At 61.6% G+C, this 26,482-nt stretch carries 23 protein-coding genes; 10 read left to right on the forward strand and 13 right to left on the reverse strand.

Features of this window, described 5'->3' with window-relative positions:
* Positions 1-205 precede the first annotated feature (205 nt).
* The 5 genes from ACIPO9_RS24750 to ACIPO9_RS24770 are packed head-to-tail and all read left to right on the forward strand — an operon-like array spanning position 206 to position 4,937.
* Positions 206-1,381 (forward strand): DUF5924 family protein, encoded by a 1,176-nt coding sequence (locus ACIPO9_RS24750; protein ID WP_274135268.1) that lies wholly within the window; start codon positions 206-208, stop codon positions 1,379-1,381.
* Between the two features lie 10 nt (positions 1,382-1,391).
* Positions 1,392-2,561 (forward strand): MlaE family lipid ABC transporter permease subunit, encoded by a 1,170-nt coding sequence (locus ACIPO9_RS24755; protein ID WP_400784050.1) that lies wholly within the window; start codon positions 1,392-1,394, stop codon positions 2,559-2,561.
* A gap of 11 nt (positions 2,562-2,572) precedes the next feature.
* Entirely contained in the window at positions 2,573-3,364 is a 792-nt protein-coding gene (locus ACIPO9_RS24760; protein ID WP_400784121.1) for an ABC transporter ATP-binding protein, read from the forward strand.
* Positions 3,364-4,302 carry an MlaD family protein gene (locus tag ACIPO9_RS24765; RefSeq protein WP_400784122.1) on the forward strand — a complete coding sequence of 313 codons (939 nt, stop codon included), beginning with the start codon at positions 3,364-3,366 and terminating at the stop codon, positions 4,300-4,302. The genes ACIPO9_RS24760 and ACIPO9_RS24765 overlap by 1 nt, the downstream gene beginning before the upstream one ends.
* Positions 4,299-4,937 carry an ABC-type transport auxiliary lipoprotein family protein gene (locus ACIPO9_RS24770; protein ID WP_400784052.1) on the forward strand — a complete coding sequence of 213 codons (639 nt, stop codon included), beginning with the start codon at positions 4,299-4,301 and terminating at the stop codon, positions 4,935-4,937. The genes ACIPO9_RS24765 and ACIPO9_RS24770 overlap by 4 nt, the downstream gene beginning before the upstream one ends.
* Here the strand turns inward: ACIPO9_RS24770 and ACIPO9_RS24775 are convergent.
* The 6 genes from ACIPO9_RS24775 to ACIPO9_RS24800 all read right to left on the reverse strand — a co-directional run bounded on the left by ACIPO9_RS24775 (position 4,910) and on the right by ACIPO9_RS24800 (position 10,569).
* The gene (locus tag ACIPO9_RS24775) at positions 4,910-6,148 is read right to left on the reverse strand and encodes a nucleoside recognition domain-containing protein (RefSeq protein ID WP_274135264.1); all 1,239 of its coding nucleotides are present in this window, start codon (positions 6,146-6,148) and stop codon (positions 4,910-4,912) included. The two genes, ACIPO9_RS24770 and ACIPO9_RS24775, sit on opposite strands and share 28 nt — an antisense overlap.
* 222 nt (positions 6,149-6,370) lie before the next feature.
* Entirely contained in the window at positions 6,371-7,702 is a 1,332-nt protein-coding gene (gene gltP / locus ACIPO9_RS24780) for a glutamate/aspartate:proton symporter GltP (RefSeq protein ID WP_274135263.1), read from the reverse strand.
* 668 nt (positions 7,703-8,370) lie between these two features.
* Positions 8,371-8,838 carry an inhibitor of vertebrate lysozyme family protein gene (locus ACIPO9_RS24785; protein ID WP_400784054.1) on the reverse strand — a complete coding sequence of 156 codons (468 nt, stop codon included), beginning with the start codon at positions 8,836-8,838 and terminating at the stop codon, positions 8,371-8,373.
* Between the two features lie 2 nt (positions 8,839-8,840).
* Positions 8,841-9,005 carry a DUF1328 domain-containing protein gene (locus ACIPO9_RS24790; RefSeq protein ID WP_025257796.1) on the reverse strand — a complete coding sequence of 55 codons (165 nt, stop codon included), beginning with the start codon at positions 9,003-9,005 and terminating at the stop codon, positions 8,841-8,843.
* 88 nt (positions 9,006-9,093) lie between these two features.
* Positions 9,094-9,378 carry a hypothetical protein gene (locus ACIPO9_RS24795; protein WP_400784056.1) on the reverse strand — a complete coding sequence of 95 codons (285 nt, stop codon included), beginning with the start codon at positions 9,376-9,378 and terminating at the stop codon, positions 9,094-9,096.
* Between the two features lie 336 nt (positions 9,379-9,714).
* Complete coding sequence (locus tag ACIPO9_RS24800; RefSeq protein ID WP_400784058.1) at positions 9,715-10,569, reverse strand: BON domain-containing protein; 855 nt, start codon at positions 10,567-10,569, stop codon at positions 9,715-9,717.
* 252 nt (positions 10,570-10,821) lie between these two features.
* On the opposite strand from ACIPO9_RS24800, the gene algB reads away from it, so the two are divergent.
* A complete protein-coding gene (gene algB, locus ACIPO9_RS24805; protein WP_274135255.1) occupies positions 10,822-12,168 on the forward strand; it encodes a sigma-54-dependent response regulator transcription factor AlgB in 1,347 nt (448 codons plus the stop codon).
* Between the two features lie 10 nt (positions 12,169-12,178).
* Positions 12,179-13,966, forward strand: a complete 1,788-nt coding sequence (locus ACIPO9_RS24810; RefSeq protein ID WP_400784060.1) for a KinB sensor domain-containing domain — start codon at positions 12,179-12,181, stop codon at positions 13,964-13,966.
* A gap of 103 nt (positions 13,967-14,069) precedes the next feature.
* On the opposite strand, the gene ACIPO9_RS24815 is transcribed toward ACIPO9_RS24810, so the two are convergent.
* From ACIPO9_RS24815 to ACIPO9_RS24840, 6 genes are all read right to left on the reverse strand, one after another.
* Positions 14,070-15,689 (reverse strand): EAL domain-containing protein, encoded by a 1,620-nt coding sequence (locus ACIPO9_RS24815; RefSeq protein ID WP_274135252.1) that lies wholly within the window; start codon positions 15,687-15,689, stop codon positions 14,070-14,072.
* An 81-nt stretch (positions 15,690-15,770) separates the two neighbouring features.
* Positions 15,771-16,547: an N-acetylmuramoyl-L-alanine amidase gene (locus ACIPO9_RS24820; RefSeq protein ID WP_274135250.1), complete on the reverse strand. Its 777-nt coding sequence runs from the start codon at positions 16,545-16,547 to the stop codon at positions 15,771-15,773.
* 102 nt (positions 16,548-16,649) lie between these two features.
* Positions 16,650-18,743 (reverse strand): diguanylate cyclase, encoded by a 2,094-nt coding sequence (locus ACIPO9_RS24825; RefSeq protein WP_400784062.1) that lies wholly within the window; start codon positions 18,741-18,743, stop codon positions 16,650-16,652.
* A complete protein-coding gene (locus ACIPO9_RS24830; protein WP_400784124.1) occupies positions 18,740-19,618 on the reverse strand; it encodes an endonuclease/exonuclease/phosphatase family protein in 879 nt (292 codons plus the stop codon). Before ACIPO9_RS24830 ends, ACIPO9_RS24825 begins: the two co-directional genes overlap by 4 nt.
* A gap of 9 nt (positions 19,619-19,627) precedes the next feature.
* Positions 19,628-20,263, reverse strand: coding sequence for a thiol:disulfide interchange protein DsbA/DsbL (locus ACIPO9_RS24835; protein ID WP_274135246.1), 636 nt, complete (start codon positions 20,261-20,263; stop codon positions 19,628-19,630).
* Between the two features lie 202 nt (positions 20,264-20,465).
* On the reverse strand, positions 20,466-21,083 hold the full coding sequence (locus tag ACIPO9_RS24840) for a cytochrome c (protein ID WP_274135245.1): 618 nt from the start codon (positions 21,081-21,083) through the stop codon (positions 20,466-20,468).
* 176 nt (positions 21,084-21,259) lie between these two features.
* On the opposite strand from ACIPO9_RS24840, the gene yihA reads away from it, so the two are divergent.
* On the forward strand, positions 21,260-21,895 hold the full coding sequence (gene yihA, locus ACIPO9_RS24845) for a ribosome biogenesis GTP-binding protein YihA/YsxC (RefSeq protein WP_062386430.1): 636 nt from the start codon (positions 21,260-21,262) through the stop codon (positions 21,893-21,895).
* A 325-nt stretch (positions 21,896-22,220) separates the two neighbouring features.
* Here the strand turns inward: yihA and polA are convergent, their stop codons facing one another.
* Complete coding sequence (polA, locus tag ACIPO9_RS24850) at positions 22,221-24,986, reverse strand: DNA polymerase I (RefSeq protein WP_400784064.1); 2,766 nt, start codon at positions 24,984-24,986, stop codon at positions 22,221-22,223.
* A 72-nt stretch (positions 24,987-25,058) separates the two neighbouring features.
* On the opposite strand from polA, the gene ACIPO9_RS24855 reads away from it, so the two are divergent.
* Positions 25,059-25,349, forward strand: coding sequence for a DUF2782 domain-containing protein (locus ACIPO9_RS24855; protein ID WP_400610483.1), 291 nt, complete (start codon positions 25,059-25,061; stop codon positions 25,347-25,349).
* Between the two features lie 33 nt (positions 25,350-25,382).
* A complete protein-coding gene (locus ACIPO9_RS24860) occupies positions 25,383-26,333 on the forward strand; it encodes a homoserine kinase (protein ID WP_400784066.1) in 951 nt (316 codons plus the stop codon).
* Positions 26,334-26,482 lie beyond the last annotated feature (149 nt).

Genomic DNA, 26,482 nt, shown 5'->3' on the forward strand with positions numbered 1-26,482 from the left:
ATCGGAGTTAGACCCAGACTCTGCGAACACCCCGATCCCCGTAGCAGCCGGGCTTGCCCGCGGGAGCGATCTTGAGGACGCCACGCCGGCAAGCCGGACTGCTACGGTGTTGGCGATTTCGGGGCTGCCATGAATATTGATCGGCGGTAATGGGGATGTTGGTATCCTGCTCAGGATTTTTCCTAACGCCAAAGTGATGACCGCAATGCCCGACCTCAACGCCCTCATACAGAACTCACTGGTACAGCGCGTTCTGGAGTTCATGAAACGCTATCCGGGGCTGATTGCGCTGTTCGGGTTCGGCTCGGGGATTGCCAGTTTCATCATGGTGGACCGCCAGTCCCGCCCCGGCAGCTGGATTGCGGCCATCCTGCTCATCAGCTGGGTGTGGCTGATGGTCGAGAACAGTGCTGTAAGGCTGATCGCAAAGATCTTCAAACGCGAAATCCCGCAGCCGCTTCTGCGCTATGCCACGCAGATGATCCATCAGGAAAGCCTGTTCTTCGTACTGCCGTTCTTCTCCATCACCACCACCTGGAACAGTGGCCAACTGGCGTTTACCGGCCTGTTGGCCATCGCGGCGCTGATCTCCATCATCGACCCGCTCTACTACAAATGGCTGGCACCGCGCCGCTGGCTGTTTCTGGCCCTGCACACCCTGACCCTGTTCGCCGCCTTGCTCACGGCGATGCCGATCATCCTGCACCTGACCACCGCCGAGAGCTACAAGCTGGCGCTGATCGCTGCCGTGCTGCTGTCATTCCCAAGCCTGGCGTCGAGTTTCCCGATCAACACCTGGAAGCGCGGCGTGGGCCTGGTCGCGATGACGCTGGCCATCGGAGGCGCCGGCTGGCTGCTGCGTTCCTGGGTGCCGCCGGCCACGCTCTGGCTGACGGAAGTGGCGGTCAGCACGCAATTCGACAACCAGAACCGCACCCCCGGCGAGAGCATCCAGGAAGTCGGCGTCAAGCAGTTGCGCAGTGGCGGGCTGTACGCCTACACCTCGATCAACGCGCCCCGTGGTCTGGATGAGCGGATTTATCACGTTTGGAGACACAATGGCGAAGAGGTTGATCGAATTGCTCTAGACATCCGAGGTGGACGTAAGGAAGGCTATCGGGCCTGGACGCACAAACAGAATTTTCCACCGGATGTGCTCGGCAAATGGCAGGTGCGAGTGTTGACTGAAGACGGCCAGATGATCGGCGTCTTGCGTTTCGAAGTCACTGACAGGGACCAGCCCGCCGTGACCCGGAAAAAGATCACGCCAGCGGGCCTGAAGCCCGGCGCAGACACCTTGAGCCCGGATGACCCGGACGCTGAAAAACCTGATGACAAAGCGCCTGCGGACAACACGCCTGACCCGGCCAAAACCAACTAAGCTCGTCGCTATGACCTCAATCACCCACCTTGCTGTCAACACGCCGAAGGTCACGGGAACCGTCTCGCTGGACACTTCGGCCCAGCCTGCACAGCTCTGGATCGCCGGAGACTGGACGCTTGCCCATTACCACCAGCTCAAGCGCCAGACCGACGCCCTGAATGCAGGCTTCAGCGCCGATACCCAAGTGGACATGAGCGGCCTGGGTGCGCTGGACACCGCGGGGGCGTCGTTGCTGGTCGAGTTGCTCGGGGTCCAACGGCTGCGGCTGCTGGCCGTTCAGGCGCCCAACCTGCCCGAATCCAGCCGTGCCCTGATGCAGACGATCCAGAGCGCCCTGTGCGACTACTGCCAGCCGCAGAAAGACCCGGAAGTCGCGGTCGGCACCCAGCTGCTGGCGCGCATCGGCTCGGCGGTGGAGGTGATCTGGAAAGACACCCTGCAATTGCTCGGCTTCGTCGGGCTGATCCTGCAGACCTTCGTCGCCACCCTGTTTCGCCCCAAACGCTGGCGCACCACCTCGGTCATCGCCCACATCGAGCAGATCGGACTGGACGCCGCGCCTATCGTTGCGCTGCTGACGTTCATGGTCGGCGCCGTGGTGGCGTTTCTCGGCGCCACGGTGCTCAAGGCATTTGGCGCGACGATCTTCACGGTCGACTTGATCGGCTTCTCGTTCCTGCGCGAATTTGCCGTGCTGCTGACCGCGATCCTGCTGGCCGGCCGCACCGCCAGCGCCTTCACCGCGCAGATCGGCTCGATGAAGGCCAACGAAGAACTCGATGCCCTGCAAACTCTGGGGCTCAGTCCTACAGAGATGCTGGTGCTGCCTCGCGTGCTGGCACTGCTGATCTCACTGCCGATGCTGACGTTTCTGGCGATGATCTGCGGCATCGTCGGTGGCGGCGTGGTCTGCGCCTTGTCACTGGGGATTTCCCCGGCCATGTTTCTCTCGCTGATGCAGGCCGACATAGGCGTTCAGCATTTTCTGGTGGGCATCGTCAAAGCGCCGATCTTCGCCTTCTTCATCGCCGCCATTGGTTGTCTGGAAGGCTTCAAGGTAGAAGGCAGTGCCGAATCCGTGGGCGCTCATACGACATCGAGCGTGGTGCAGTCGATTTTCGTGGTCATCGTGCTGGACGCACTGGCTGCGATGTTTTTCATGGAGCTTGGCTGGTGACCCGACGTTGTGTGCAACCCAGTGAAGCGGTGATTCAAGTGCGCGGCCTGTGCAATCGCTTCGGCCCGCAGGTGGTCCATGAAAACCTTGATCTGGACCTGTATCGCGGGGAAATCCTCGCGGTGGTCGGTGGCTCGGGCAGCGGTAAATCCGTGTTGCTGCGCAGCATCGTCGGCCTGCAGCGGCCGGCGGAAGGCAACGTGCGGGTGTTGGGACAGGATCTGCTGAACCTGCCGGACAAGGCCCGCTCCCAGGTCGAGCGACGTTTCGGCGTGCTGTTTCAGAAAGGCGCGCTGTTCTCGTCGCTGACCATCACCGAAAACGTCGCCCTGCCGCTGATCGAGCACGCGGGATTGAGCCGCGAAGAAGCCGAGCACCTGGCCGGGATCAAGATGGCGCTTTCGGGCCTGCCGCTGTCAGCCGCCCACAAATATCCGGCTTCGCTCTCTGGCGGCATGATCAAGCGTGCTGCCCTGGCCCGGGCGCTGGCGCTGGACCCGGACATCCTGTTTCTCGACGAGCCCACGGCGGGTCTGGACCCCATCGGCGCCGGCGCTTTCGACCAGTTGATCCTGACCCTGCGCGACGCCCTGGGCCTGAGCGTGTTCATGGTCACCCACGACCTGGACACCCTCTACACCATCACGGACCGCGTCGCGGTGCTGGCTCAAAAGCGCGTACTGGTGGCCGATAGCATCGACAAGGTTGCGGCGACCAACGACGCCTGGATTCACGAATACTTCCATGGCCCGCGCGGCCGTTCGGCCTATGCAGCGGCCACCCACCCACACGAGGTCTCATGATGGAAACCCGCGCCCATCACATTCTGATAGGCCTGTTCACGGTGATCGTGGTGGTCGCCGCACTGCTGTTCGGGCTGTGGCTGGCCAAGTCCAGCGTCGACACGGCATTCAAGGATTACCAGGTGGTGTTCAACGAAGCCGTGACTGGCCTGTCCCGTGGCAGCCCCGTGCAGTACAGCGGCATCAAGGTCGGTGACGTGGTGCAACTGCGCCTGGACCCTCAGGACCCGCGCCGCGTGCTGGCACAGATCCGCGTGACCGGCGAAACCCCGATCAAGCGCGACACCTTCGCCAAGCTGGCGTTGAACGGCATTACCGGGACCTCGATCATCCAGCTCAGCGGCGGCACGCCACAGAGCGAACAGCTCAAGGGCGAGGACGGCAACCTGCCGGTCATCATCGCTTCGCCCTCGCCGATCTCGCGCCTGCTCAACGACAGCAACGACCTGATAACCGGGGTCAACGTGTTCCTGCACAACGCCAACGAGTTGCTGTCGTCGAAAAATGTCGAGGCACTGAGCAACACCCTGGAGCATCTGGAAAAGACCACGTCGGTGATCGCCGACGAGCGCGACGACATTCGCCAGACCCTCAAGCAGCTGCTGGCACTGAGCAAGCAGGCCAGTACCACGCTGGACCAGACGTCCACCGCCATGCGCAACGCGAATCTGTTGTTCACGGTCGATGGCAAGCAGGCGATTGCAACCGGCCAGGCGGCCATGCTGTCGCTGCAACAGAGCACCGACACCATCAACCAGCTGATAAAGGCCAACAAGGGTTCGGTGGATGGCGGATTGCAGGGGCTTGGCGAACTGGGCCCGGCGATTCGCGAACTGCGTGAAACCCTCAGTTCACTCAAAACCATTTCCCGCAGCCTCAATGCCAACCCCAGCGGCTACCTGCTCGGTAGCGACAAGAACAAGGAGTTCGAGCCATGAGGCTTGCCGGTATTCCCTTCACTCGACTGTTGCTGGTGAGCGCACTGCTGTCACTGGGGGCTTGTTCGATCCTGCCTAAACAGGAACCCTCCGACGTCTATCGCCTGCCCACGGCCCAGACCAGCAGCAAAGCCGCAGCGCCGACGCCCTGGTCGCTGCGGGTGGCCAAGCCGAAATCCAGCGAAACCCTGGACAGCCCACGCATCGCGGTGATCCCTCAGGGCGATGTCATCAGCAGCTACAAGGGCGCACGCTGGAGCGATCCGGCGCCGGTGCTGTTGCGTAACCGCCTGACTGACGCCTTTTACCGCGATGGCCGGGTGCAGTCGATCAGCACCGATGACAGCAACCTGCAGGCCGACTTCGAACTGGGTGGGGAATTGCAGGCGTTTCAGAGCGAGTACCGCGGCCAGGCCATCGAGGTGGTGATTCGCCTGGACGCGCGCCTGGCCGACGATCACCAGCGCATCGTCGCCAGCCACCGTTTCGAAGTGCGTCAGCCGGTAGCCGACAAACAGGTGTCAGCGGTGGTGGCAGGCTTCGGACAGGCCAGCGACACGCTGACCGCCCAGGTGTTGCAGTGGACGCTGGAGCAGGGCCAGCGGCGTTACACGGCCGACGCGAAGAACCAGTAGCAGACGAAGATCGCCGCCACCACACCCGCCAGCTCCGCCAGCAGCGCACAGCCCACGGCGTGGCGTGCGCGCTGGATGCCGACCGCGCCGAAGTACACCGCCAGCACGTAGAAGGTGGTTTCGGTGCTGCCCTGAATCGTCGCGGCCACCAACGCGGGGAAGCTGTCCACGCCTTGGGTTTTCATGGTTTCGATCAGCATCGCCCGGGCGGCACTGCCCGAAAACGGCTTGACCAGCGCGGTGGGCAAGGCATCGACGAAACGGGTGTCCAGACCCATCCACTGAATGCCGTGGCGGATGCCTTCGAGCAGTAGATCCAGCGCCCCCGACGCCCGCAGCACGCCCACGGCGCAGAGCATCGCCACAAGATACGGCAGCAGGTTCTTGGCCACGTCGAAGCCTTCCTTGGCGCCTTCGACGAAGGTTTCGTACACCTTGACCTTGCGCAGCGCGCCCACCACCAGAAAGATCATGATGATGCCGAACAGCGTCACGTTGCCCAGTACCGACGACAGGCTCGCCAGTGCAGTGGCCGACAGCCCGGCCAGGATCGCCATGAAGCCGCCCAGCAGCAGCGCGCCGGGAATCAGGTAGGCCAGCACCACCGGGTCCCACAGGCGCAGGCGCTGCATGAACGCTACCGAGAGCAGGCCCACCAGGGTCGAGGCGCTGGTGGCCAGCAGGATCGGCAGGAACACCATGGTCGGGTCCACGGCGCCTTGCTGGGCGCGGTACATGAAGATGGTCACCGGCAGCAGCGTCAGCGACGAGGCGTTGAGCACCAGAAACAGAATCTGCGCGTTGCTGGCCACGGTCTGGCTGGGGTTGAGCTCTTGCAGCGAACGCATGGCCTTGAGGCCAATGGGCGTGGCGGCGTTGTCCAGGCCCAGGGCATTGGCGGCGAAGTTCAGGGTGATGAGGCCCAGCGCAGGGTGCCCGCGAGGCACTTCGGGCATGAGGCGATGGAACAGCGGGGCAAGGATCTTGCCGAGCCAGTCGACGATCCCGGCCTTCTCGGCGATGTTGAGAAAGCCCAGCCACAGGGTCAGGGTGCCGAACAGCAGGACCATGACCTCGACCGACAGCTTGGCCATGGCGAAGATGCTCTCGACCATCGCGGCAAAGATGCCGGCGTTGCCACCAATCAGCCATTGAGCCAGTGCGGAAACCGCCGCCACCACGAAAAAGCCAAGCCACAGGCCATTGAGCATCAGTAAATCCCCTCGCTAGATGCGGGGATGATAGCGGCGGGGGCGCAAACAACAAACCCCACGACCGTTGTAGGAGCGCGCTTGCCCGCGATTGCGGTACATCTGCAACACATTTGTTGTCTGACACACCGCAGTCGCGGGCAAGCGCGCTCCTACAGCCAAAGGTTCTGCAGAAACAACAAACCCCGGACAGGCCGGGGTTTGTGTTCAACGCGGGAGCGATCAGTCGGTGGTCGACTGGCCAACCGGCATCGATTGCTTGCTGCGCAGGTTCGGCAGCGAGTTCCAGTAGCGCTCGCCCTTGGCGTCGTCGTACATGCCTTCCCACCGTGCGATGACCAGCACCGCCAGCGCGTTGCCGATCACGTTCAGCGCGGTGCGCGCCATGTCCATGATGCGGTCGACACCGGCGATGAACGCCAGGCCTTCCAGCGGAATACCAACGCTGCCCAGGGTCGCCAGCAGTACCACGAAGGACACGCCCGGTACGCCGGCGATACCCTTGGAGGTGACCATCAAGGTCAGCACCAGCATGATCTGGGTGCCGACGGACAAGTCGATGCCGTACAGCTGGGCAATGAACAATGCCGCGATGCTCTGGTACAGGGTCGAACCGTCGAGGTTGAACGAGTAGCCGGTCGGGACCACGAAGCTGCTGATAGCCTTCGGCGCGCCGTAGGCTTCCATCTTCTCGATCACGCGCGGCAGCACGGTTTCGGAGCTTGCGGTGGAGTAGGCCAGCACCAGCTCATCCTTGAAGATGCGCATCAGCTTGATGACCGAGAAGCCGAACAGGCGGGCGATCAGGCCCAGTACCACGAACGCAAAGAAGGCGATGGCCACGTAAACCAGGATCACCAGCTTGGCCAGCGGCAGCAGGGAGGCGAAGCCGAAGTTGGCGACGGTCACGGCGATCAGCGCGAAAACACCGATCGGCGCGTAGTTCATGATCATGTGAGTGACCTTGAACATGGTTTCCGAAACACCTTGGAATACCTTCACCAGCGGCTCACGCACTTCGGCGTTGAGGCTGGACAGACCCAGGCCGAAGAACACCGAGAAGAAGATGATCGGCAGCATGTCGCCACGGGCAACGGCGGCGAAGATGTTCGACGGGATCAGGTTGAGGATGGTCGCGATCAAGGCGTGATCGTGCTGCACTTCAGCCGTGGTTTTCTCGTATTGCGAGATGTCCACGGTGCCCAGCGTGCTCATGTCGATGCCGGTGCCCGGGTGGAACACGTTGGCCAGTAGCAGGCCGACAACAATGGCAATGGTTGTGACGATTTCGAAGTAGATGATCGTCTTCAGGCCAATGCGGCCCAGTTTCTTCGCATCACCGACGCCCGCGATACCCACCACCAGGGAGGAAATCACGATCGGGATCACGATCATCTTGATCAGACGGATGAAGATATCGCCGGCGGGCTGCAGGATGTTGCTGATCCACCACGCCTTTTCAGCGCTGAAGTGGTTGAGCAGCGCTCCGAGCGAGATACCCAGGACCAGACCGATGAGGATCTGCCAGGCGAGGCTCAGTTTTGCCTTCTTCATTTCAATAACCTTTGTTGTAGTTGGCGAGAACAGCTTCCATCGACGCTTTGGAGCCGCTCTTGTGAAGCGACTGGGTGGCGCGAATGCCCTTGAAACTGTTCAGAGAAGGTCACCGCAATTGAGCATCCAAGCTCTCGGCAAGCGGAAAAAAGGCGCAACTATTCCCACGCAAGAGGCCATCGTCTAATGCCGTAAATGACTACCTCATGCCGAATCGGCATGAGGAAAATCAAATACTTAGCAAAAAACGCCCTGAAACGGAGCATAAGACCTGTGCAGGAATCTGCTGAGAAGTGGCTAAAACGTCGCCTGTAGCGCGATGAGATGCGTGAAGCGGCAAGCAAGTGACAAATTGGTCATGGGTGGCCAATCCGCAAGAAGGGGGAAGATATTTCTCGATATACGGTCGCAGGGAGGGAAAAAACGGAAGGGAAGATCGATTGCGCGTCGCAAGTCCATGATCGGATCGCCTCGCGAGCGGCTCTGACAATGGACTTGCTTGGCGGCTTCCTGACCCGGCCCACGAATGGGAGCACTCCCTGTGCACCTGAGACGCTGCGACCACTCCCTTGGTCAGAACGTCCCGACCCCTTGGTCACGCGCAGACCCTCCTCGGGTTGCGCGGCTGTCGGGAAGACCAAATGCAGTTGTGTCTTCCGTCATTCGAATCAGTACCAGTTTGGATCTTTCTTGAGCTGCTCCTTCAAAAGGCCCTGCATGCCTTCATCGGGCTTGCCGAGGAAACGGTAATCGGCGTGGCGAGTTGGCGACTTGTCTGCCGGCAAACCTGCCGGGACCTCGACCAACATGGCGTAGGCATGGGACTTGTCCATGCTGAAAGCCACAATCAGACGCTTGTTGATACAAGTGTCCTGGGTTTCGCAAAGCGGCCCTACCAGATACTTGTCACCATCTTCTGTTACGGCGTTCATTTGATCCGACGTACCGGACAGGTTGATCACCCAGTCCGGCAGGCGTTCTTCTTTCTTTACTACACCTGACCAGGTCTGGCGGTACGCAGGGTCCGAGCTAAGCAGCTCGTTGACCCGGGCCTGACCATCGTTGGCCGCCATCGCGATGGCGCTGGCGCTTGCGAGAAGCGCCAGAGTCAATGCATGGAAATGCTTGCCAGCCATGGTCAGCCTCGTCCGCGACGACCGAAGAAGAACGACACGACGAACATCACCAGGAACACGATAAAGAGAATCTTGGCGATACCCGTTGCAGTGCCTGCGATACCACCGAAGCCCAGAACCGCTGCGACGATGGCGATGATCAGAAATGTGATTGCCCAGCTCAACATGGTGATTCTCCTTACTGTTTTTAATTTCTAGCTGCACCGAGGTGTCACATACGACCCTGGGTGAAGGTCACGTCTTTGAACACGAAGCTCAGAAGACCCAACTCTGTTGACGAGGCGACTCATCGTTGACGGCCGCCGCGTCTTCAACCGATTGCAGGCTCAGGGCCACATCCCGTGCTGTCAGGGCGCTGGCCTTGGCGAAGGGCGCGCTGTGAATGTAGACAGGCTGGATCTGAGCGGTGTCTTGATGCTGGTTCCAGTGAGCGAACTGCTGAGCGACGATCAGCGTGACCATCAACGCCAGGCTGGCAAACAGACCCTGCTGCAAGTGCAGAGGAGAAATGCGCAGTTGGGCGAGGCGTTGAGTGTTCATTCGGTTGGCTCCAGGTGATCTTGTTGTCCGACGGTGCAGACTTGTTATCTGAAGTATTGCAGCGGTTGTGCCAGCTTTTTGAACGCCATAAAAACGTTATAAATCAATAAGTTAAATATTTTTGAGGGACGACTCTTACAAGCAGGCTGCACGATTGAACATTTGGCATCGTGCGCAATGCACGACCGGGATCGAGCGGAACTGCATGGCCGATGGCGACGCCACTTGTAGGAGCGCGCTTGGTCTGGGCCGCATTCGGACGACGGCGGTGTATCTGAAAAACATATTGGTCTGGCACACCGCTGGTCGCGGGCAAGCGCGCTCCTACAGGGTTGATCAGCCGGCGCTACGTGCCACCACCCGCAACGTGTCGGCATCCACGCCCTTGACCCCTCTGATATTGCGGGCGATCTCCACCGCCAATTCCTTCTCGGCGTAATTGGCCACCACGCCATCAAGGCTGACCACCCCGTCCTTGGTCTGCACCTTGATGTTGAGCCCGTCGAGGGTGCGGCTATAGATAAGGCTGGATTTCACCTTGCTGGTGATCCACGCATCGCTGAGCTCTTCCTTGACGCTGTTGGCGGTGGCCTCGTTCTGCTCCTTGATGGCCTGGGTGTCACGCGCGCTCACGCTGATAAGGTTGTTCACCTCGGTCACCCCGTCGGTGTTGCTCGCAAGGCTACCGGCAAGCTGCTTGGCGTCGGCGTCCTTGGCCTGGCCTTTGAGCGTCACCACGCCCTGATTGGCGCTGACCTCGATGTTCAGCCCCTCGGTCACGCTGTTCCACAGCAGCTTGGACTTGATGGTCGCGGTCAGCGTCGCGTCATCGAAACGCTGGGCCATGTTGGCCTTGGTGCCGGGTTCGGAGGCAACCTGCGGGTCGATCTCCAGCAAGTTCTCGACCTTATTGATGCCCTGGACGTCGCTGGCGATCTGCGTGGCCAGATCCTTGTCCACCTGATTCTCCACCTTGCCCTTGAGCGTGGCGGTGCCCTGCTCGACCTGCACGCTGATGTTGAAGGGGCTCAGGTGCCGGTTCAGGGCAAACGCAGTCCAGATCGACCCTTCCTGACGCGCTTGCTGCAACTGTGTAGGCAGATCGCCCTGGGCCGCCTGGGCAACGACAGGGGTCATTCCCAACAGGCTGGCGGTGGTGATGGCAAGGGCGATCTTCTTCAGCGGGTGCATGGCAAATCTCCAGACATTTCCAAAAAGGTACTCATGGAAAGACTTTGCATTCGCCCAGATGTTCTGTCCGGCTTTCCTGTCACGCCCTGTATTGCGAGGCCTGACGGGTGTCAGGTGCGACAAATCATGGTGTTCTCGGTTTTTTCGGCAGATCGCTACCATGCCGCGCACGGAATCAATCAGAATGAACCATGCAACTTGCCCGATCTTTCCGGGACTAACCAAGACAATTCATTTAGGAGCGTAGGAAAAATGGAAGAAGCCACTGAGAATCAGGGCCGTATTCTGCTAGTGGATGATGAATCCGCCATCCTTCGCACCTTCCGCTATTGCCTGGAAGATGAGGGTTACAGCGTTGCCACCGCCAACAGCGCAGCCCAGGCTGAAGCCTTGTTGCAGCGGCAGGTGTTCGACGTGTGTTTTCTGGATCTGCGTCTTGGGGAAGACGACGGTCTGGTGGTTTTGGCGCAGATGCGCATTCAGGCGCCGTGGATGCGCGTGGTGATCGTCACCGCGCATTCGGCGGTAGACACTGCCGTGGACGCCATTCAGGCCGGCGCGGCCGATTACCTGGTCAAGCCTTGCAGCCCTGACCAGTTGCGCCTGGCAACCGCCAAGCAACTGGAGGTCCGCCAGCTTTCAGCACGCCTGGAAGCGCTGGAAGGCGAAGTGCGCAAACCCAAGGACGGCCTGGATTCCCACAGCCCGTCGATGATGGCGATCCTTGAAACCGCGCGCCAGGTGGCGGGCACCGACGCCAACATTCTGATTCTCGGCGAGTCCGGCACCGGTAAGGGTGAACTGGCCCGCGCGATCCACGGCTGGAGCAAGCGGGCGAAAAAGGCCTGCGTCACCATCAACTGCCCGTCGCTGACGGCGGAATTGATGGAGAGCGAGCTGTTCGGTCACAGCCGTGGCGCGTTTACCGGTGCCAGCGAAAGCACGCTTGGTCGGGTCAATCAGGCAGACGGCGGTACATTGTTCCTCGATGAGATCGGCGATTTCCCACTGACCCTGCAGCCGAAACTGCTGCGCTTCATTCAGGACAAGGAATACGAGCGCGTCGGTGACCCGGTGACACGCCGCGCCGATGTGCGCATCCTGGCGGCGACCAACCTCAACCTGGAAGACATGGTCCGCGAAGGGCGCTTCCGCGAGGACCTGCTGTACCGCCTGAACGTGATTACCCTGCACCTGCCGCCCCTGCGCGAGCGCAGCGAAGACATCCTGACCCTGGCGGACCGGTTCCTGGCGCGCTTCGTCAAGGATTACGGACGCCCGGCCCGTGGCTTCAGCGAGGAGGCGCGCAGCGCACTGCTCAATTACCGCTGGCCAGGCAACATCCGCGAGCTGCGCAACGTCATCGAACGGGCGAGCATTATCTGTCCGCAGGAGAAAGTGGAAATCAGCCACCTGGGCATGGGCGACCTGCCGACCAACAACGCACCGCGGGTCGGCGCGGCGTTGAGCCTGGACGAACTGGAGAAAGCCCACATCGGCGCGGTGCTGGCGACCAGCGACACCCTCGATCAGGCGGCACGCACCCTGGGCATCGACGCCTCGACGCTGTACCGCAAACGCAAGCAGTACAACTTGTGACGGATCGCTCATGAAGTTCGCGATGACACTGCGCACGCGGCTGTTCCTCAGCATCTCGGCGCTCATCACCGTCGCCTTGCTGGGGTTGATTCTGGGACTGGTCAGCGTCATGCAGATGGCCAAGTCCCAGGAATCGCTGATCCATCACAACTTCATCACCCTGGATATCGGCCTCAAGCTGCGTCAGAACCTGGGCGATCAACTGGTCATCCTGCTCAAGGACACCACCGACCGCACGGCCTTGCAGAAGGATCAGCAAGACTTTCAGGAACTGCTCGGCCAAGGCATCGATCACGACCTGCAAACCGCCACCCACAGCGGATTCGAGAAAGCTCGCCAGGATTTCGAGCTGTTCCTGGCTGCGCTCAAGCAAACCAGCGATCCGGCCAACGCGATCAGCGACGACCCGGCGGTGACCAACACCTTCAACGCGGTGCGCAACGATCTGGTCGAGGCTCATCGCCAGGCGCTGGATAACATCAGCGAAGCTGAAAAGGCATCGAGGATAAAGGCGCTGTGGGTCGCTGGCCTGCTGGGCCTGGTCGGCCTGGCGGTTCTGGCCATCGGCTTTATCACCGCCCACGGCATCGCCCGGCGTTTCGGGGCGCCGATCGAAGCGCTGGCCAAGGCCGCGGACCATATCGGGCAGGGCAACTTTGACGTGACCCTGCCAATCTCCTCGGCTTCGGAGATGAACCAACTGACGCGACGCTTTGGCATCATGGCCGAGGCGCTGCGCCAGCATCAGGTCACCAATGTCGATGAACTGCTGGCAGGCCAGCAACGGTTGCAGGCGGTGCTGGACAGCATCGACGACGGGTTGCTGATGATCGACCGCCAGGGACGCCTCGAGCACCTCAACCCCGTAGCCCAGCGGCAATTGGGCTGGGAAGAAAGCAAGCTGGGGCAGGGGCTGGGTGAAGCGCTGGAGCGACCGGAGATGGACCAGCAACTGTTGCTGGTGCTGCGCGGCGGATCCCTTGAACGTGCGCCAGAAGACCTGTCCATCGAAATAGACGGCGAAACCCGGCTGCTGACCTACAGCATGACCCCGGTGAGCCACACTCAGGGCCATATCCTCGGGGCCGTGATGGTGCTGCACGATGTCACCGAGCAACGGGCTTTCGAGCGCGTGCGCAGCGAGTTCGTCCTGCGGGCCTCCCACGAACTGCGCACGCCGGTCACTGGCATGCACATGGCCTTCGGGCTGTTGCAGGAGCGCGTGAAGTTCGCGCCGGATTCCCGGGAGACGGACCTGTTCAAGACCGTCAACGAAGAGATGCAGCGGCTGATGCAGCTGATCAACGATTTGCTCAATTTCTCCCGCTACCAGAACGGGCTGCAAAAGCTTGCGCTCGAGCCGTGTGACGTCAGCGAACTGTTGAACGCGGCCCGTCAACGCTTCGCCGAATCGGCCCATGAACAGGACGTGATGGTGCTGCTGGAAATGCAGGAGCCGCTGCCACGCCTGCAAGCCGACAAGGCCCAGCTGGATCGCGTGCTGGACAATCTGCTGGACAACGCCCTGCGTCACACACCGCAGTCAGGCCTGATCCGCCTGCAAGCGCGGCGTCATGGCGAGCGCCTGATTATCAGCGTCGACGACAACGGCGAAGGTATACCGTACGGTCAGCAGGCGCGGATCTTCGAACCCTTCGTGCAGGTGGGCCGCAAGAAAGGCGGCGCGGGGCTGGGGCTGGCGCTGTGCAAGGAAATCGTGCAGTTGCACGGCGGACGCATGGGTGTGTATTCACGGCCGGGGCAGGGTACGCAGTTCTACATGGCGTTGCCGTTGTAAAAGCCGGCCCGCAGGGCATAGCAGCATGGCTTGCCAGCGGGGCGATCTTGGGAAGGTCCCCGCCGGCAAGCCGTGCTGCTACGGGGCTGTCGTGCGAATCCGTCTACGCCACATCATCAGCCCGGCGTCCGGCATTGCGCCGTCCGCCGGTGACAAGCTCGGTGAATTTGGCGGCGGTCAGTGGCCTTGCGAACAGCCAGCCCTGGCCGTAGATCACCCCTTCGCTCTTGAGCAGCAAAGCCTGGGATTCGAACTCGATGCCTTCTGCAATGACCCGCAGTTCCAGGGCGTGAGCCATGCGAATGATGTGCGGGGCCACCCCGCTGCTGGCGGCATCGTGGCCCAGGGCGTCGATGAAGGCCTTGTCGATCTTCAGGCAATCCACCGGCAGGGTCTGCAGATAGGCGAGGCTGCAATACCCGGTGCCAAAGTCATCGATCAGCACCTGATGCCCGCGATCGCGCAGGGCCTGCAAGTGATTGCGGGCGACCACCACATCAACCAGGCCACGCTCGGTGACCTCGAAGGCAATCTGCCGGGGTGCCACACGGTGCAGCGCCAGCAGCTTGGCCGTCACTCGGCCTATGCGCGGCGCCATCACATCGCACGCCGCCAGGTTCACCGAAACGTACAGATGCGGGTTGGCGCGCAGTAACTGGCCCAACTGTTCCAGCAACTGCTGCAGGACGAAATCGGTGATCTGGCGGATCTGCCCGGTGTTTTCCGCAAGCGGTATGAACAGGTCCGGGCTGGTCAGGGTGCCATCAGGTCGTCGCCAGCGCACCAGGGCCTCAGCCCCCACGCACAGCCGGGTGTTGAGGTCGAAAATGGGTTGATACAGCACCTTCAGCTCGCCACGGCGCAGCGCCCCGTGCAGCTCGCCACCCAGCGAAAGCCGCTGCCTGACCAACTGCAATACCAGGATCCCGATGCAGAGCGACACCAGCATGCTTGCCGGCACCAGCAGCCACCAGGCACCGGTGACCTTCTCTTGCAGGCCACTGCGCGGCGTAATCAGCACCAGTTGGTAGTCCGGGTTCTGCGTCGGCATCCGGTACACCAGTTTGTCCTGGGTGGTGCTCAAGGTGTCCGTGGACGTCGGGGACCAGTCAGGCGTCGGCGGCCAGGTCTGCGCGGGGCCCAGCACCGGAACGGCCTTGGTGCCTTGATCGAGCACCACCACCAGGCTGCCGCCGGGGGGCAAGTCCACGACATCGGTCAGGTGCCCGCGAGAGGTCGATACGCGAAATTCCCCGCGCCCCAGCATCAGGGAAGCGAGGTTGTCGTCAGGTTGGGTGGACGTGTTCAGCCAGTAGTCGTAGGTCGGCCCGCGGATGTCCGGCGCCCGGGGCTTGCCGATCATGCTCTGGCGGGTCCAGCTGGAGCAGAACTGGGTGTCGTCGACGTAGGCCACTTCATAGATGAAGCGATAGCGCGAGTTCACCTGGCGCAACTGCTCGATCATCGCCGGCCCGCAGCCGCGCAAGGGCTGCGCTTCAAGCTGATCGAGGCCGGCCCGCAACTGTCCGAACAACTGGTCCAGACGCACCAGAAAGCGCTCGCCCTGGGCGTTCATCTGGGCACTTTCTTCCTGACGCGCCTGATGCATCGCCAGCCCGAAACTGCCCGCCAACAAGACAGCAGCACTCAGCAACGCGGCCAGCAATGCCAGGAGCGAAGGGCGATAAAGAGCTGAGCGCAGCTGCGTTGACGCCGTGAACATCGGCTGATATCCAGATGAATACCAATGAGGTATAGCAACAAGCGCGCAAATAGCCCGTCAGAAACCGACGTTACGGGTAATTTAATGCTTCAGGTTCAGCACTTGAAGAATAGCTGCACTTTGCAGATCAGCTTCGCCGTCGAATTTCTGCGGCCGATAGTGCATCTGGAACGCTGCCAGCACATGACGGCTGGCGATGTCCCATTCGCCCGTCTGTGGCGTCGGGTAACCCAGCAAAGCCAGTTGTTGCTGGAACCAGGCGGCACTCGGGACCACGCCCATCATCTGCGCCTGACGCTGCGCAACCTGTGCCTCATCCGGCCAGATCCCCAGGCCTTCTTCGGCCAGACGCTTCCACGGGAACAGCGGTCCCGGATCGAGTTTGCGCAGCGGCGCGATGTCGCTGTGGCCAATCACGTGGCGAGGCTCGATGTGGTGGCGCTTGACGATGTCCTTGAGCAGCACGATCAGCGCCTGGATCTGCGCCTCGCTATAGGGATACCAGAGCCGGCCGGCAGGCGTGTCGCGGTAACCGGGATTGACAATCTCGATGCCGATGCTGCTGGAGTTGAGCCAGGTGCGGCCGTCCCACTCGCTCTCGCCGGCGTGCCAGGCGCGCTGGGTTTCATCCACCAGTTTGTAGGTCGTGGCCGGGCCGTCGCCGATCAGGTAATGCGCACTGACCTCGCCGTGGGTCAGCAGCTCCAGCGAACGGTCAAGCGATGCCGAGGTGTAATGCACCACCACGAACTGCACGCGGCTGTCGAAGTTGACGGAAGGATGGCTGGTGTCCAGCCTGGGACCGCTCGAACAGGCGGTGAGCAGCAGGAGCAGGCAGAACGCGGCGAAAGACTTCATAAAAAGGCACAACACATGGGCAGATAATGCAACAGTGTAACGTAATGCCGACCCGCCGCCCAAGATTGCGCGTCGGCATCTGCCAACCGATGTTGTGGGAACTCAGCCTTTTTCGATGCGATTTCGCCCTTCGTTCTTGGCTTTGTACAACGCCTGATCCGCGCGCTTGAGTACCACGTCGCTGCGCTCGCCGGGCCGGAAGAGGGTGACGCCCATGGACACGGTGATCGTGACCGGCTCTCCCTTGAAGTGGAACGGGCATTGTTCGATGGCCTCGCGCAGGCGCTCAAGCAGTGCCAAGCCTTCTGCCATCTGGGTATGGGGCAACAGGACCACGAATTCTTCACCCCCGAAACGGGCAATGAAGTCTTCAGTGCGAAGGCGTTTTGCCCACTGGCTGGCGACGATCTTCAGCACCTTGTCCCCGGCCAGGTGGCCGTAGCCGTCGTTTATGCGCTTGAAGTGATCCAGGTCGAGAATCCCCAGCAGCAGGCTGGATTTGTGCTTGTCCAGTTGCTCGATCTCATGATCCAGCCGCTCGTTCCACGCCGCCCGGTTGGGCAGCCCGGTCAGGGTGTCGATCAAGGCTTTTTGCCGCTGTTCTTCGAGGTTCGCCCGGAAACCCAAGGCTTCCTGTTCCATGGTCGCCACGCGCCCGGCCAGGGATTGAAGCCGCGAGGCCACTTCCTGCTCGCGCTCGTCGCGCTCCTTCTGGTGCTCGTCCATGGCGCCGAGCAAGCCTTCGAGCCGGCGTTCCAGCACACTCTTGAGGCTGGTGAGGTCCGACGCTTCCTGCACGCTGCTCTGCAACCCGCCTACGTGTTCACGCAGCTGGTCGGTCATGTCCCGGGATGCGGATTGCTGGCCTGCGTGATCCTCGGTGGCCGCCTGCAAGTTGCTCTGGAAGGAGGCCAGCCGCTCGTTCAACTGCTTGAGATAGCGCTCGAACTCGTGCTGTTCGCTGTTGGTGATCGCCAGCATCAGCACCGCAAGATCGTCGAGAATCGGCAGCAGTTCGTACCAGTTCAGCCCATGTTCCAATCGTTCACGCATGGCTTGCGCTTGCGGACGGTGGTGTTCGGGCAGGGTCAGGTCGTTGAGCAGGCCCAGCAGTGTCTGTTCGATGTGTACCGCGACCGAGCTGTAGCTGGGCTCGGGGGATGACGGCAGCGCGAAGGGGCCGTCTTCTTCGATCTCGGCTTCGTCGACTACAGCTTCTTCAACGCCTTCAACGTCTTCAACGTCTTCGACGTCTGCATTCTCGGCCTCTGGGGGCTCCTCGCTCGCTGGCGGGGCTTCATTGTCCTGATCGTCTATCGCAGCTTCGGCCTGTTCGATGGCCTGCTCTTCGCTGATCGACGCGGGCTCATCGGTGGCTTCGACGGGCGCAGGCTCGGCAAGTGTCTCATCCGAATCCGGAGGCGCCGTGTCGTCAATCACAGCAGGCTCGGCAGTGGCGGCCTCAACTTCTTGAGGGGGCGCGGGCTCAGGCGCCTCGACCTGAGGCGATTCAGCCAGCACTGTCTCAGGCTCCGACGACCTGGGCTCGGCGACTGGAGCGGGTGATTCAGGCGCGTGCGCAGGTTGCGCAGCCGCAGGCGCCTCCACAGCCGGGGCGACGAGTGCCGCAACTGGGGTTTCGGCGGGGGCCGGCTCTGCCCCGTCCGAAGCATCCCGGCTACCAAACAGCCGCTGCAGGAATCCTGGCCGCGCCACTTCCTCCGGATGCTCAAGCTGAGAAAACGCCTGGCCCTGCAGGCCGCTCAGCTCGCTGAGCAGCAGCGGCAGCTCACGGGCCTGGGTGACGCGATCTTCCAGGTTCTTGGCGAAGCGCTTGAGGGGTTTGGCGACTTCCCGGGGCAGGGGCAGGCTTTGCAGTTGTGTCACCAGCGAGGTCAGGGCCGTGGCCATCTGCTCGACACGCTGTTCGCGACGCTGCTCGGAATCGAGTACGGCTTTTTCAAGGCGCGGAATCAGCGCGGCCAGGCCTGCGTCCATGTCGTCCTTGCGCACGACTTCGCGCATTTCCTTCATGCACTGGTCTACCGCCTTGTCGGCACCTTCCGCCGCAAGGCTGCTGCGCACCAGGCCGCGACGCAACAGGTCGAGGCGGGCATTCCAGCGCTTTTCGAGCTTGTCTTGGCGCTCGATGCTCTTGAGGTATTTTTCTTTCCAGCGTTCAGCTTCGTCGCTCATTCCGAGGATCCGCGAGGAGATGGGCTTGTTATCGGCAGGGAGTCCCCAATTAATGAGGCCGGCAAGCGAATCTCCACCGCGACGGGCAGATGATCGGAGATGGGCTGAGCCAGTACCTGCACTTTCTCAAGTGTCAGGGTCGGGCTCAAGAGGATGTGGTCCAGGCAGCGCTGCGGGCGCCAACTGGGAAAGGTGGCTTCGATCTGTGGCGCCAACAGGCCCAGATCACGCAAGGGCGAGGTTTCCAGCAGGTCGGCGGCATGGGTGTTCATGTCGCCCATCAGCACCTGGTGCCGATAACCGCCGATAAGCTCGCGAATGTAGGCCAGCTGACGGGTACGGGTGCGTGCACCCAGCGCCAGGTGCATGACCACCACCACCAGCGCGTCTTCGCCTTCGCCGAAGCGAACCAGGATCGCGCCGCGCCCGGCAGGGCCTGGCAAGGGGTGGTCTTCGATGTCATGGGGGCGCAAGCGGCTCAGCACGCCATTGCTGTGCTGGGCGAAGCGTCCGAGGTTGCGATTGAGCTGTTGATGCCAGTACGGGAAGGACCCGAGCTGAGCCAGGTGCTCGACCTGATTGACGTAGCCTGATCGCAGGCTGCCGCCATCGGCTTCCTGCAGGGCGACGAGATCGTAGTCGTTGAGCAGGTTGCCGATCTTCTGCAGATTGGTGGCACGACCGTTGTGGGGCAGCAGGTGCTGCCAGCCACGGGTCAGGTAGTGCCGGTAGCGCTCGGTACTGATGCCCACCTGAATGTTGAAGCTGAGCAGACGCAGCCGGCCATCGGACGGCAATCCGGTCTGCTCCAGGTGACGCTCGTTGACCTTCGCCGAATGCCGGGCAACGGCGCGTTCAGTACCCCAGCGCGTGATCACGGGCGCTTACTTGGCTGCTGCACGTTCTTTGGCGATCAGCTGATCGGCCACGTCCAGCGTCTGCTCCGGACCACCGGCCGAGGCCAGGTCGAAGCGGTACTTGCCGTTGACGATCATGGTCGGAACGCCGGAAATCTCGTACTTCTTGGCCAGTTCCTTGTACTGGGCGATCTTGCCCTTCACAGCGAACGAGTTGAAGGTTTCCAGGAACTTGGTCTTGTCGACGCCCTGGGTGGCGACGAATTCGGCCATGTCATTCGGGTCGGTCAGACGCTTGCCGCCTTTCTGGATGGCATCGAACACGGCGGTGTGGACTTTTTTCTCTACACCCATGGTGTCCAGGGTGATGAACAGCTGGCCGTGGGCATCCCATGGGCCGCCGAACATGGCAGGGATGCGGACGAAGTGAACGTCGGCCGGCAGTTTTTCAATCCATGGATTGATGGTTGGCTCGAAGGCGTAGCAGTGCGGGCAGCCGTACCAGAACATCTCGACGACTTCGATCTTGCCTGGCTCGGAAACAGGGACGGCGCTGCTCAGCTGGACATATTGCTTGCCAGCTTCGATAGGCTCTGCAGCTTGAGCGGTCAGACCGAACAGGCTGGTGAACACCAGAGCGGCGCTGAGAATCAGATTACGCATGCTTAACTCCTGGGCATGAAAGGCCACCTCGATACCGGCAGTTGGACCGGAGGAGGTGATACGAGTTCGCAAGTGTAACGCCTGCGCGCACAAAAAAGGGCAGCCGTTCGCTACCCTTTTTAGCCCGTCTGCACGGGAATCGTGAAGAAGTGTGAAACCGCGCCTAAAGCCTCTAGATCAAGGGCTTCGCGTTAATCCGGCGTTAATGCAGACCCTGTATGTAGGCCGACAACGCGTCGATATCCTTGTTGCTGAGCTTGGACGCAATGGTGCGCATGACCATCGTGTCGCCATCGTTGGTGCGCTCCCCTTCGCGGAACGCCGTCAGCTGTTTCTTCACGTAGTCGGCGTGCTGCCCGCCCAGGTGCGGAAAGCCTGCGGCAGCGTTGCCGGCGCCATTGGGCGAATGGCAGCCCGTGCAGGCCGGCATGCCCTGATCCAGCTTGCCGCCCCGGAATAAAGCCTCGCCCCTGGCGACAAGGTTCGCATCGGCGGCGCCGACACTGCCGCGCTGACTGGCGAAATAGGCCGCGATGTCGGCCAGGTCCTGGTCGCTCAGGTTATTGAGCAGGCCAGTCATCTCCAGCACCACACGCTTGCCGTCCTTGATCTCGTGCAGCTGCTTGAGCAGGTAACGCTGGCCTTGCCCTGCCAGCTTCGGAAAATTGGGCGCCATACTGTTGCCGTCCGGCCCGTGGCAGGCACCGCACACAGCGGTTTTCGGCTGGCCAGCGGCGGGATCGCCCACCGGGATGTCAGCAGCTTGCGCGGCGCCAGAAATACCCAGGGTCAACAGCAGACTCACCAGTAGTTTGTTCATCGGCTAATCCAATGGATTTTATTGTTGGTGTAAGGTTAGCCCGACTTGCGCGAACTTCTATCCTGCTGACGCACAAAGCACACACAAAATCTGCGGCATTATATACTTGCGCCCATCAAACGGAAAAAGACACCCCGCTGGCGCCAAACCGCGCCAACGCCCTCACCGGATATCCCATGCAACTCAAGAACCCGATCCTCGGTTTGTGCCAACAAGCCAAGTTCATGCTCAGCGCCGCCAAAGTCGATCAGTGCCCCGATGACGAAGGCTTCGAAGTCGCCTTCGCCGGGCGTTCCAATGCCGGTAAATCCAGCGCGCTGAACACCCTGACCCACGCAAGCCTGGCGCGTACCTCGAAAACCCCGGGCCGCACCCAGCTGCTGAACTTCTTCAGTCTGGACGACGATCGCCGTCTGGTCGACTTGCCCGGCTACGGCTACGCGAAAGTGCCAATCCCGCTCAAGCAGCACTGGCAGCGTCACCTTGAGGCGTACCTGGGCAGCCGGGAGAGCCTGAAGGGGCTGATTCTGATGATGGACATTCGCCATCCGATGACCGACTTCGACCTGCTGATGCTCGACTGGGCCATCGCCAGCGGCATGCCGATGCACATCCTGCTGACCAAAGCCGACAAACTGACCTTCGGCGCGGCCAAGAACACGCTGCTCAAGGTCCAGTCCGAAATTCGCAAAGGTTGGGGCGACGCCGTCACCATCCAGCTGTTCTCGGCACCCAAGCGCATGGGCCTGGAAGAGGCCTACACCGTGCTGGCCGACTGGATGGAGCTGGAAGACAAAGCGCCTGCGGCCTGAATCGCAGGCAAAAAAAACCCCGGACTTCATATGGGGAGGGGAAGTTCGGGGTCCAAGTCCAGACCGCTCGGGAGTGGTCCGGATATCTGCCAACACTTAACACAACATAGGAGCATGAGCGGCTACGTCAGCCACTCGCAAGCTCTGACCGGGTAATGTTCGCGGAAGTTCAAAATCCGCGGAAATTTAATGTTGGCAAGGTCGCAATTGATCACCTGTAGGAGCGCGCTTGCCCGCGATTACGGTGCATCAGCCGCCACCCTGGGCAATGACACACCGCAGTCGCGGGCAAGCGCGCTCCTACAGGCGGGAGTAGCCATTTTCGTCAGTGCGCCTCATCCCAGTTATTGCCCACGCCCACTTCCACCAGCAGCGGCACGTCCAGCTCGGCGGCGCCGCTCATGTGCACGCGGATTTCCTGGCTGATCTGCTCGACCAGGTCCTCACGCACTTCCAGCACCAGTTCGTCGTGCACCTGCAGGATCACGCGGGCGTCGAGCCCTGATGCATCCAGCCAGCTGTTCACCGCGACCATCGCGCGCTTGATGATGTCAGCCGCCGTGCCTTGCATCGGCGCGTTGATCGCCATGCGTTCGGCGCCTTTGCGCAGGGCCTGGTTCTTAGCGTTGATGTCCGGCAGGTACAGGCGACGACCGAAGATGGTTTCGACGAAACCCTGCTCGGCGGCCTGGGCACGGGTGCGTTCCATGTACTGGAGCACGCCGGGGTAGCGGGCGAAGTAGGTGTCGACGTAAGCCTGGGACTGCTTGCGGTCAACGCCGATCTGCTTCGCCAGGCCAAACGCGCTCATGCCGTAGATCAGGCCGAAGTTGATGGCCTTGGCGCTGCGGCGCATGTCGCCAGTAACGTTTTCCAGTTCAACGCCGAAGACTTCGGCGGCGGTTGCACGGTGCACGTCCAGGTCGTTGCGGAAAGCGTGCAGCAGGCCTTCGTCCTTGGCCAGATGGGCCATGATCCGCAACTCGATCTGCGAGTAGTCTGCCGCCAGCAGCTTGTAGCCCGCAGGCGCGACGAACGCCTGGCGAATCCGGCGGCCCTCGGAGGTGCGGATCGGGATGTTCTGCAGGTTCGGGTCGCTGGACGACAGGCGCCCGGTCACGGCCACGGCCTGATGGTAGGAGGTGTGAATTCGCCCGGTGCGCGGATTGATCTGCTCCGGCAGGCGGTCTGTGTAGGTGCTTTTCAGCTTGCTCATCGAGCGGTACTGCATCAGCACCTTGGGCAGCGGAAACTCCTGCTCGGCCAGTTCCGCCAGCACTGCTTCAGCGGTGGAAGGCTGGCCGGTTGCGGTCTTGCTGATGATCGGCATGCCGAGTTTTTCGTAGAGAATCACCCCCAGCTGCTTGGGCGAGCCCAGGTTGAACTCCTCACCGGCGATGGCAAACGCCTCGCGCTCAAGCTCGGTCATCTTGTTGCCCAGCTCGACGCTCTGGATGCCCAGCAGCTTGGCATCGACCAGCGCGCCCTGGCGCTCGATACGCGCCAGTACCGGCATCAGCGGCATTTCGATGTCATTGAGCACCGGTGCCAGGCTTGGGGTTTTCGCCAGTTTTTCCTGCAGGATTTCGTGCAGGCGCAGGGTCAGATCGACCTCTTCGGCGGCGTAGGTGCCGGCCTGTTCGAGGGCGATCTGATCGAAAGTCAGTTGCTTGGCGCCCTTGCCAGCGATGTCCTGGAAGTTTACCGGTGTGTGATCCAGATACTTGGCGACCAGACTGTCACGGTCGTGGCGGGTGGCCGTGGAGTCCAGTACATAGGACTCGAGCATGGTGTCGAACTTCACGCCCTGCACGCTGATGCCCTGGGCGTGGTCGCCATCGATGGCACAGTTGGCCAGCAGGTTGATCGCGAACTTGGCGTGCTGACCGACCTTGATCTTGCTCGCGTCTTCGAGCATCGGCTTGACCGACTTGAGCACCGCGTCGCGATCCAGTTGCTGCGGCACGCCCATGTAGGAGTGGGTCAGCGGGATGTAGCAGGCTTCGTGAGTCTTGATCGCGAACGACAGGCCAACGATCTGCGCGCGCTGGGCGTCGGTGCCATTGCTTTGCACCACAAAGGCGAACAGCTTGGCGGCTTCAAGCTTCTTCAGCCAGGCATCGAACTGGGTCTGCTCCAGGATCAGCTCGTACTTGGCCTCGATGACCGGCGCTGCCTCCTGCACCGGCGCGATCTCGGCGCCTTCCTGTTTGGCTTCGCGTTGCAGGTCGGTGATCCAGCTCTTGAATTCAAGCTCGGTATACAGGGCCAGCAAGGCTTCCCGATCAGGCTCGCCGCAATGCAAGGCGTCCAGCTCGATGTCCAGCGGCACATCGACCTTGATGGTCGCCAGCTCATAGGAGAGGAACGCCATTTCCTTGTGCTCTTCAAGCTTGGCAGGCAGGGTCTTGGCCCCGCGAATGGCCAGGGTCGGGACCTTGTCGAGGTTCTCGTACAGTTCCTTCAAGCCACCATTGATACCCAGAAGCAAGCCGGCAGCGGTTTTTTCGCCCACGCCGGGAACGCCGGGGATATTGTCGACTTTGTCGCCCATCAGCGCGAGATAGTCGATGATGTGCTCAGGACCGACACCGAATTTCTCTTTCACGCCGGCCACGTCCATCACGCTACCGGTCATGGTGTTGACCAGCGTAATGTGCCCGTCGACCAGTTGGGCCATGTCCTTGTCGCCCGTGGAGATGATCACCGGGCGATCGGCTGCGGCACTGCTGCGCGCCAGGGTGCCGATCACGTCGTCGGCCTCGACGCCTTCGACGCACAGCAGCGGATAACCCAGGCCTTTCACGCAGTTGTGCAGGAAGTCGATCTGCACCCGCATGTCATCGGGCATGCTGGGACGATTGGCCTTGTACTCGGCAAACATTTCATCACGGAACGTGCCGCCTTTGGCGTCGAAAACGACGGCAAACGGGCTATCCGGATACTGTTTGCGCAGGCTCTTGAGCATGTTCAGCACGCCCTTGACCGCACCGGTGGGCAGGCCTTTGGACGTGGTGAGCGGCGGCAGCGCGTGGAAAGCGCGATACAGGTAAGAAGAACCGTCCACCAGGACGAGGGGCGCAAGACTCATGCAGGATCAACCTTTTCGGCGGGGTCGGCGCTAGAATGCGAGGACCGTTGACGACAAAGGAGCAAGGTTATCATGCGCACGCTAAATCGCCTGTTGCTGGTCAGTTTGATGGTTGCTTGCCCACTGATAGCACTGGCTGCCGAAGACGAGGCGCCGTCCGCCGAACCTGACGTCACGATCCGCAAGGACGGTGACAATTTCGTGCAGGAATACAAGGCGAACGGCTTCGTTTATGCGGTCAAAATCACGCCAAAATACGGAAAGCCGTATTATCTGGTGCGGGCTGACGGCACCAGCGGGCAATTCATTCGGGCCGATCAGCCGGACATGCTGATCCCCCAATGGGTATTATTCAGCTGGTAGGCCTTACATTCACCTTTTGCTGGCAGTGTTCATATGTCCGTTTTTACTCCCCTGGCTCGGCCCGAGCTGGAAGTTTTTCTCGCCCCGTACGGGCTTGGCCAACTGCGTGATTTTCAGGGCATTGCCGCCGGAAGTGAAAACACCAACTTCTTCATCAGCATGGAGCAGGGCGAGTACGTCCTGACGTTGGTCGAGCGCGGCCCCGTGCAGGAAATGCCGTTCTTCATCGAACTGCTGGACGTCCTGCACGATGCCGACCTGCCAGTGCCCTACGCCTTGCGCACCACCGACGGCCAGGCGCTACGCGAGCTCAAGGGCAAGCCTGCGCTGCTGCAACCGCGGCTGTCGGGCAAGCACCCGACCGAGCCCAACACCCAGCACTGCATGCAGATCGGCGAGCTGCTGGCGCACATGCACCTGGCAACCCGCGACAACCCCATCGAGCGCAAGACCGACCGGGGCCTGGACTGGATGCTGGAAGAAGGCCGCAATTTCATCTCGCACCTGGGTGAAACCGAAGGTGCGCTGCTGAAGAAATCGGTGGATGAAATCGAGCGTGAACAGGCCAGGATCATGGCTCTGCCCCGGGCCAACGTGCACGCCGACCTGTTCCGCGACAATACGCTGTTCGAAGGCACGCACCTGACCGGCGTGATCGACTTCTACAACGCCTGCTCCGCGCCGATGCTGTATGACGTGGCCATTGCGGTGAATGACTGGTGTTCGTTCGAAGACGGCGCCATCGACGCACCACGGGCCCGTGCACTGCTGGGCGCCTATGCAGCCCTACGTCCGTTCACTGCAACCGAAGCACAGTTGTGGGCAACGATGCTGCGCGTGGGTTGCGTAAGGTTCTGGCTGTCGCGCCTGATCGCCGCTGAAACCTTTGCCGGCCAGGACGTGCTGATCCACGATCCTGCAGAATTCGGCAAACGCCTGGAACAGCGCCAGGATGTGCACATTCCGTTGCCGTTTGCGTTGTAATCCATAAAGACGCCGTCGCGGGGGGGGGGGGGGCGGGCCGGGGCCGCCGGGCGGGCCCCCCGGGGGGCGGGCCCCCCCCCCCGCGGGCAGCGCGGGGACACACCCCCAAAAAACCCCCCCCAACAACCCCCCCCAGCACCACACACCAC

Origin of the sequence: Pseudomonas sp. NPDC090203 (assembly GCF_044746765.1) — a bacterium.
Taxonomy (GTDB): Bacteria; Pseudomonadota; Gammaproteobacteria; order Pseudomonadales; family Pseudomonadaceae; genus Aquipseudomonas; species Aquipseudomonas putida_AD.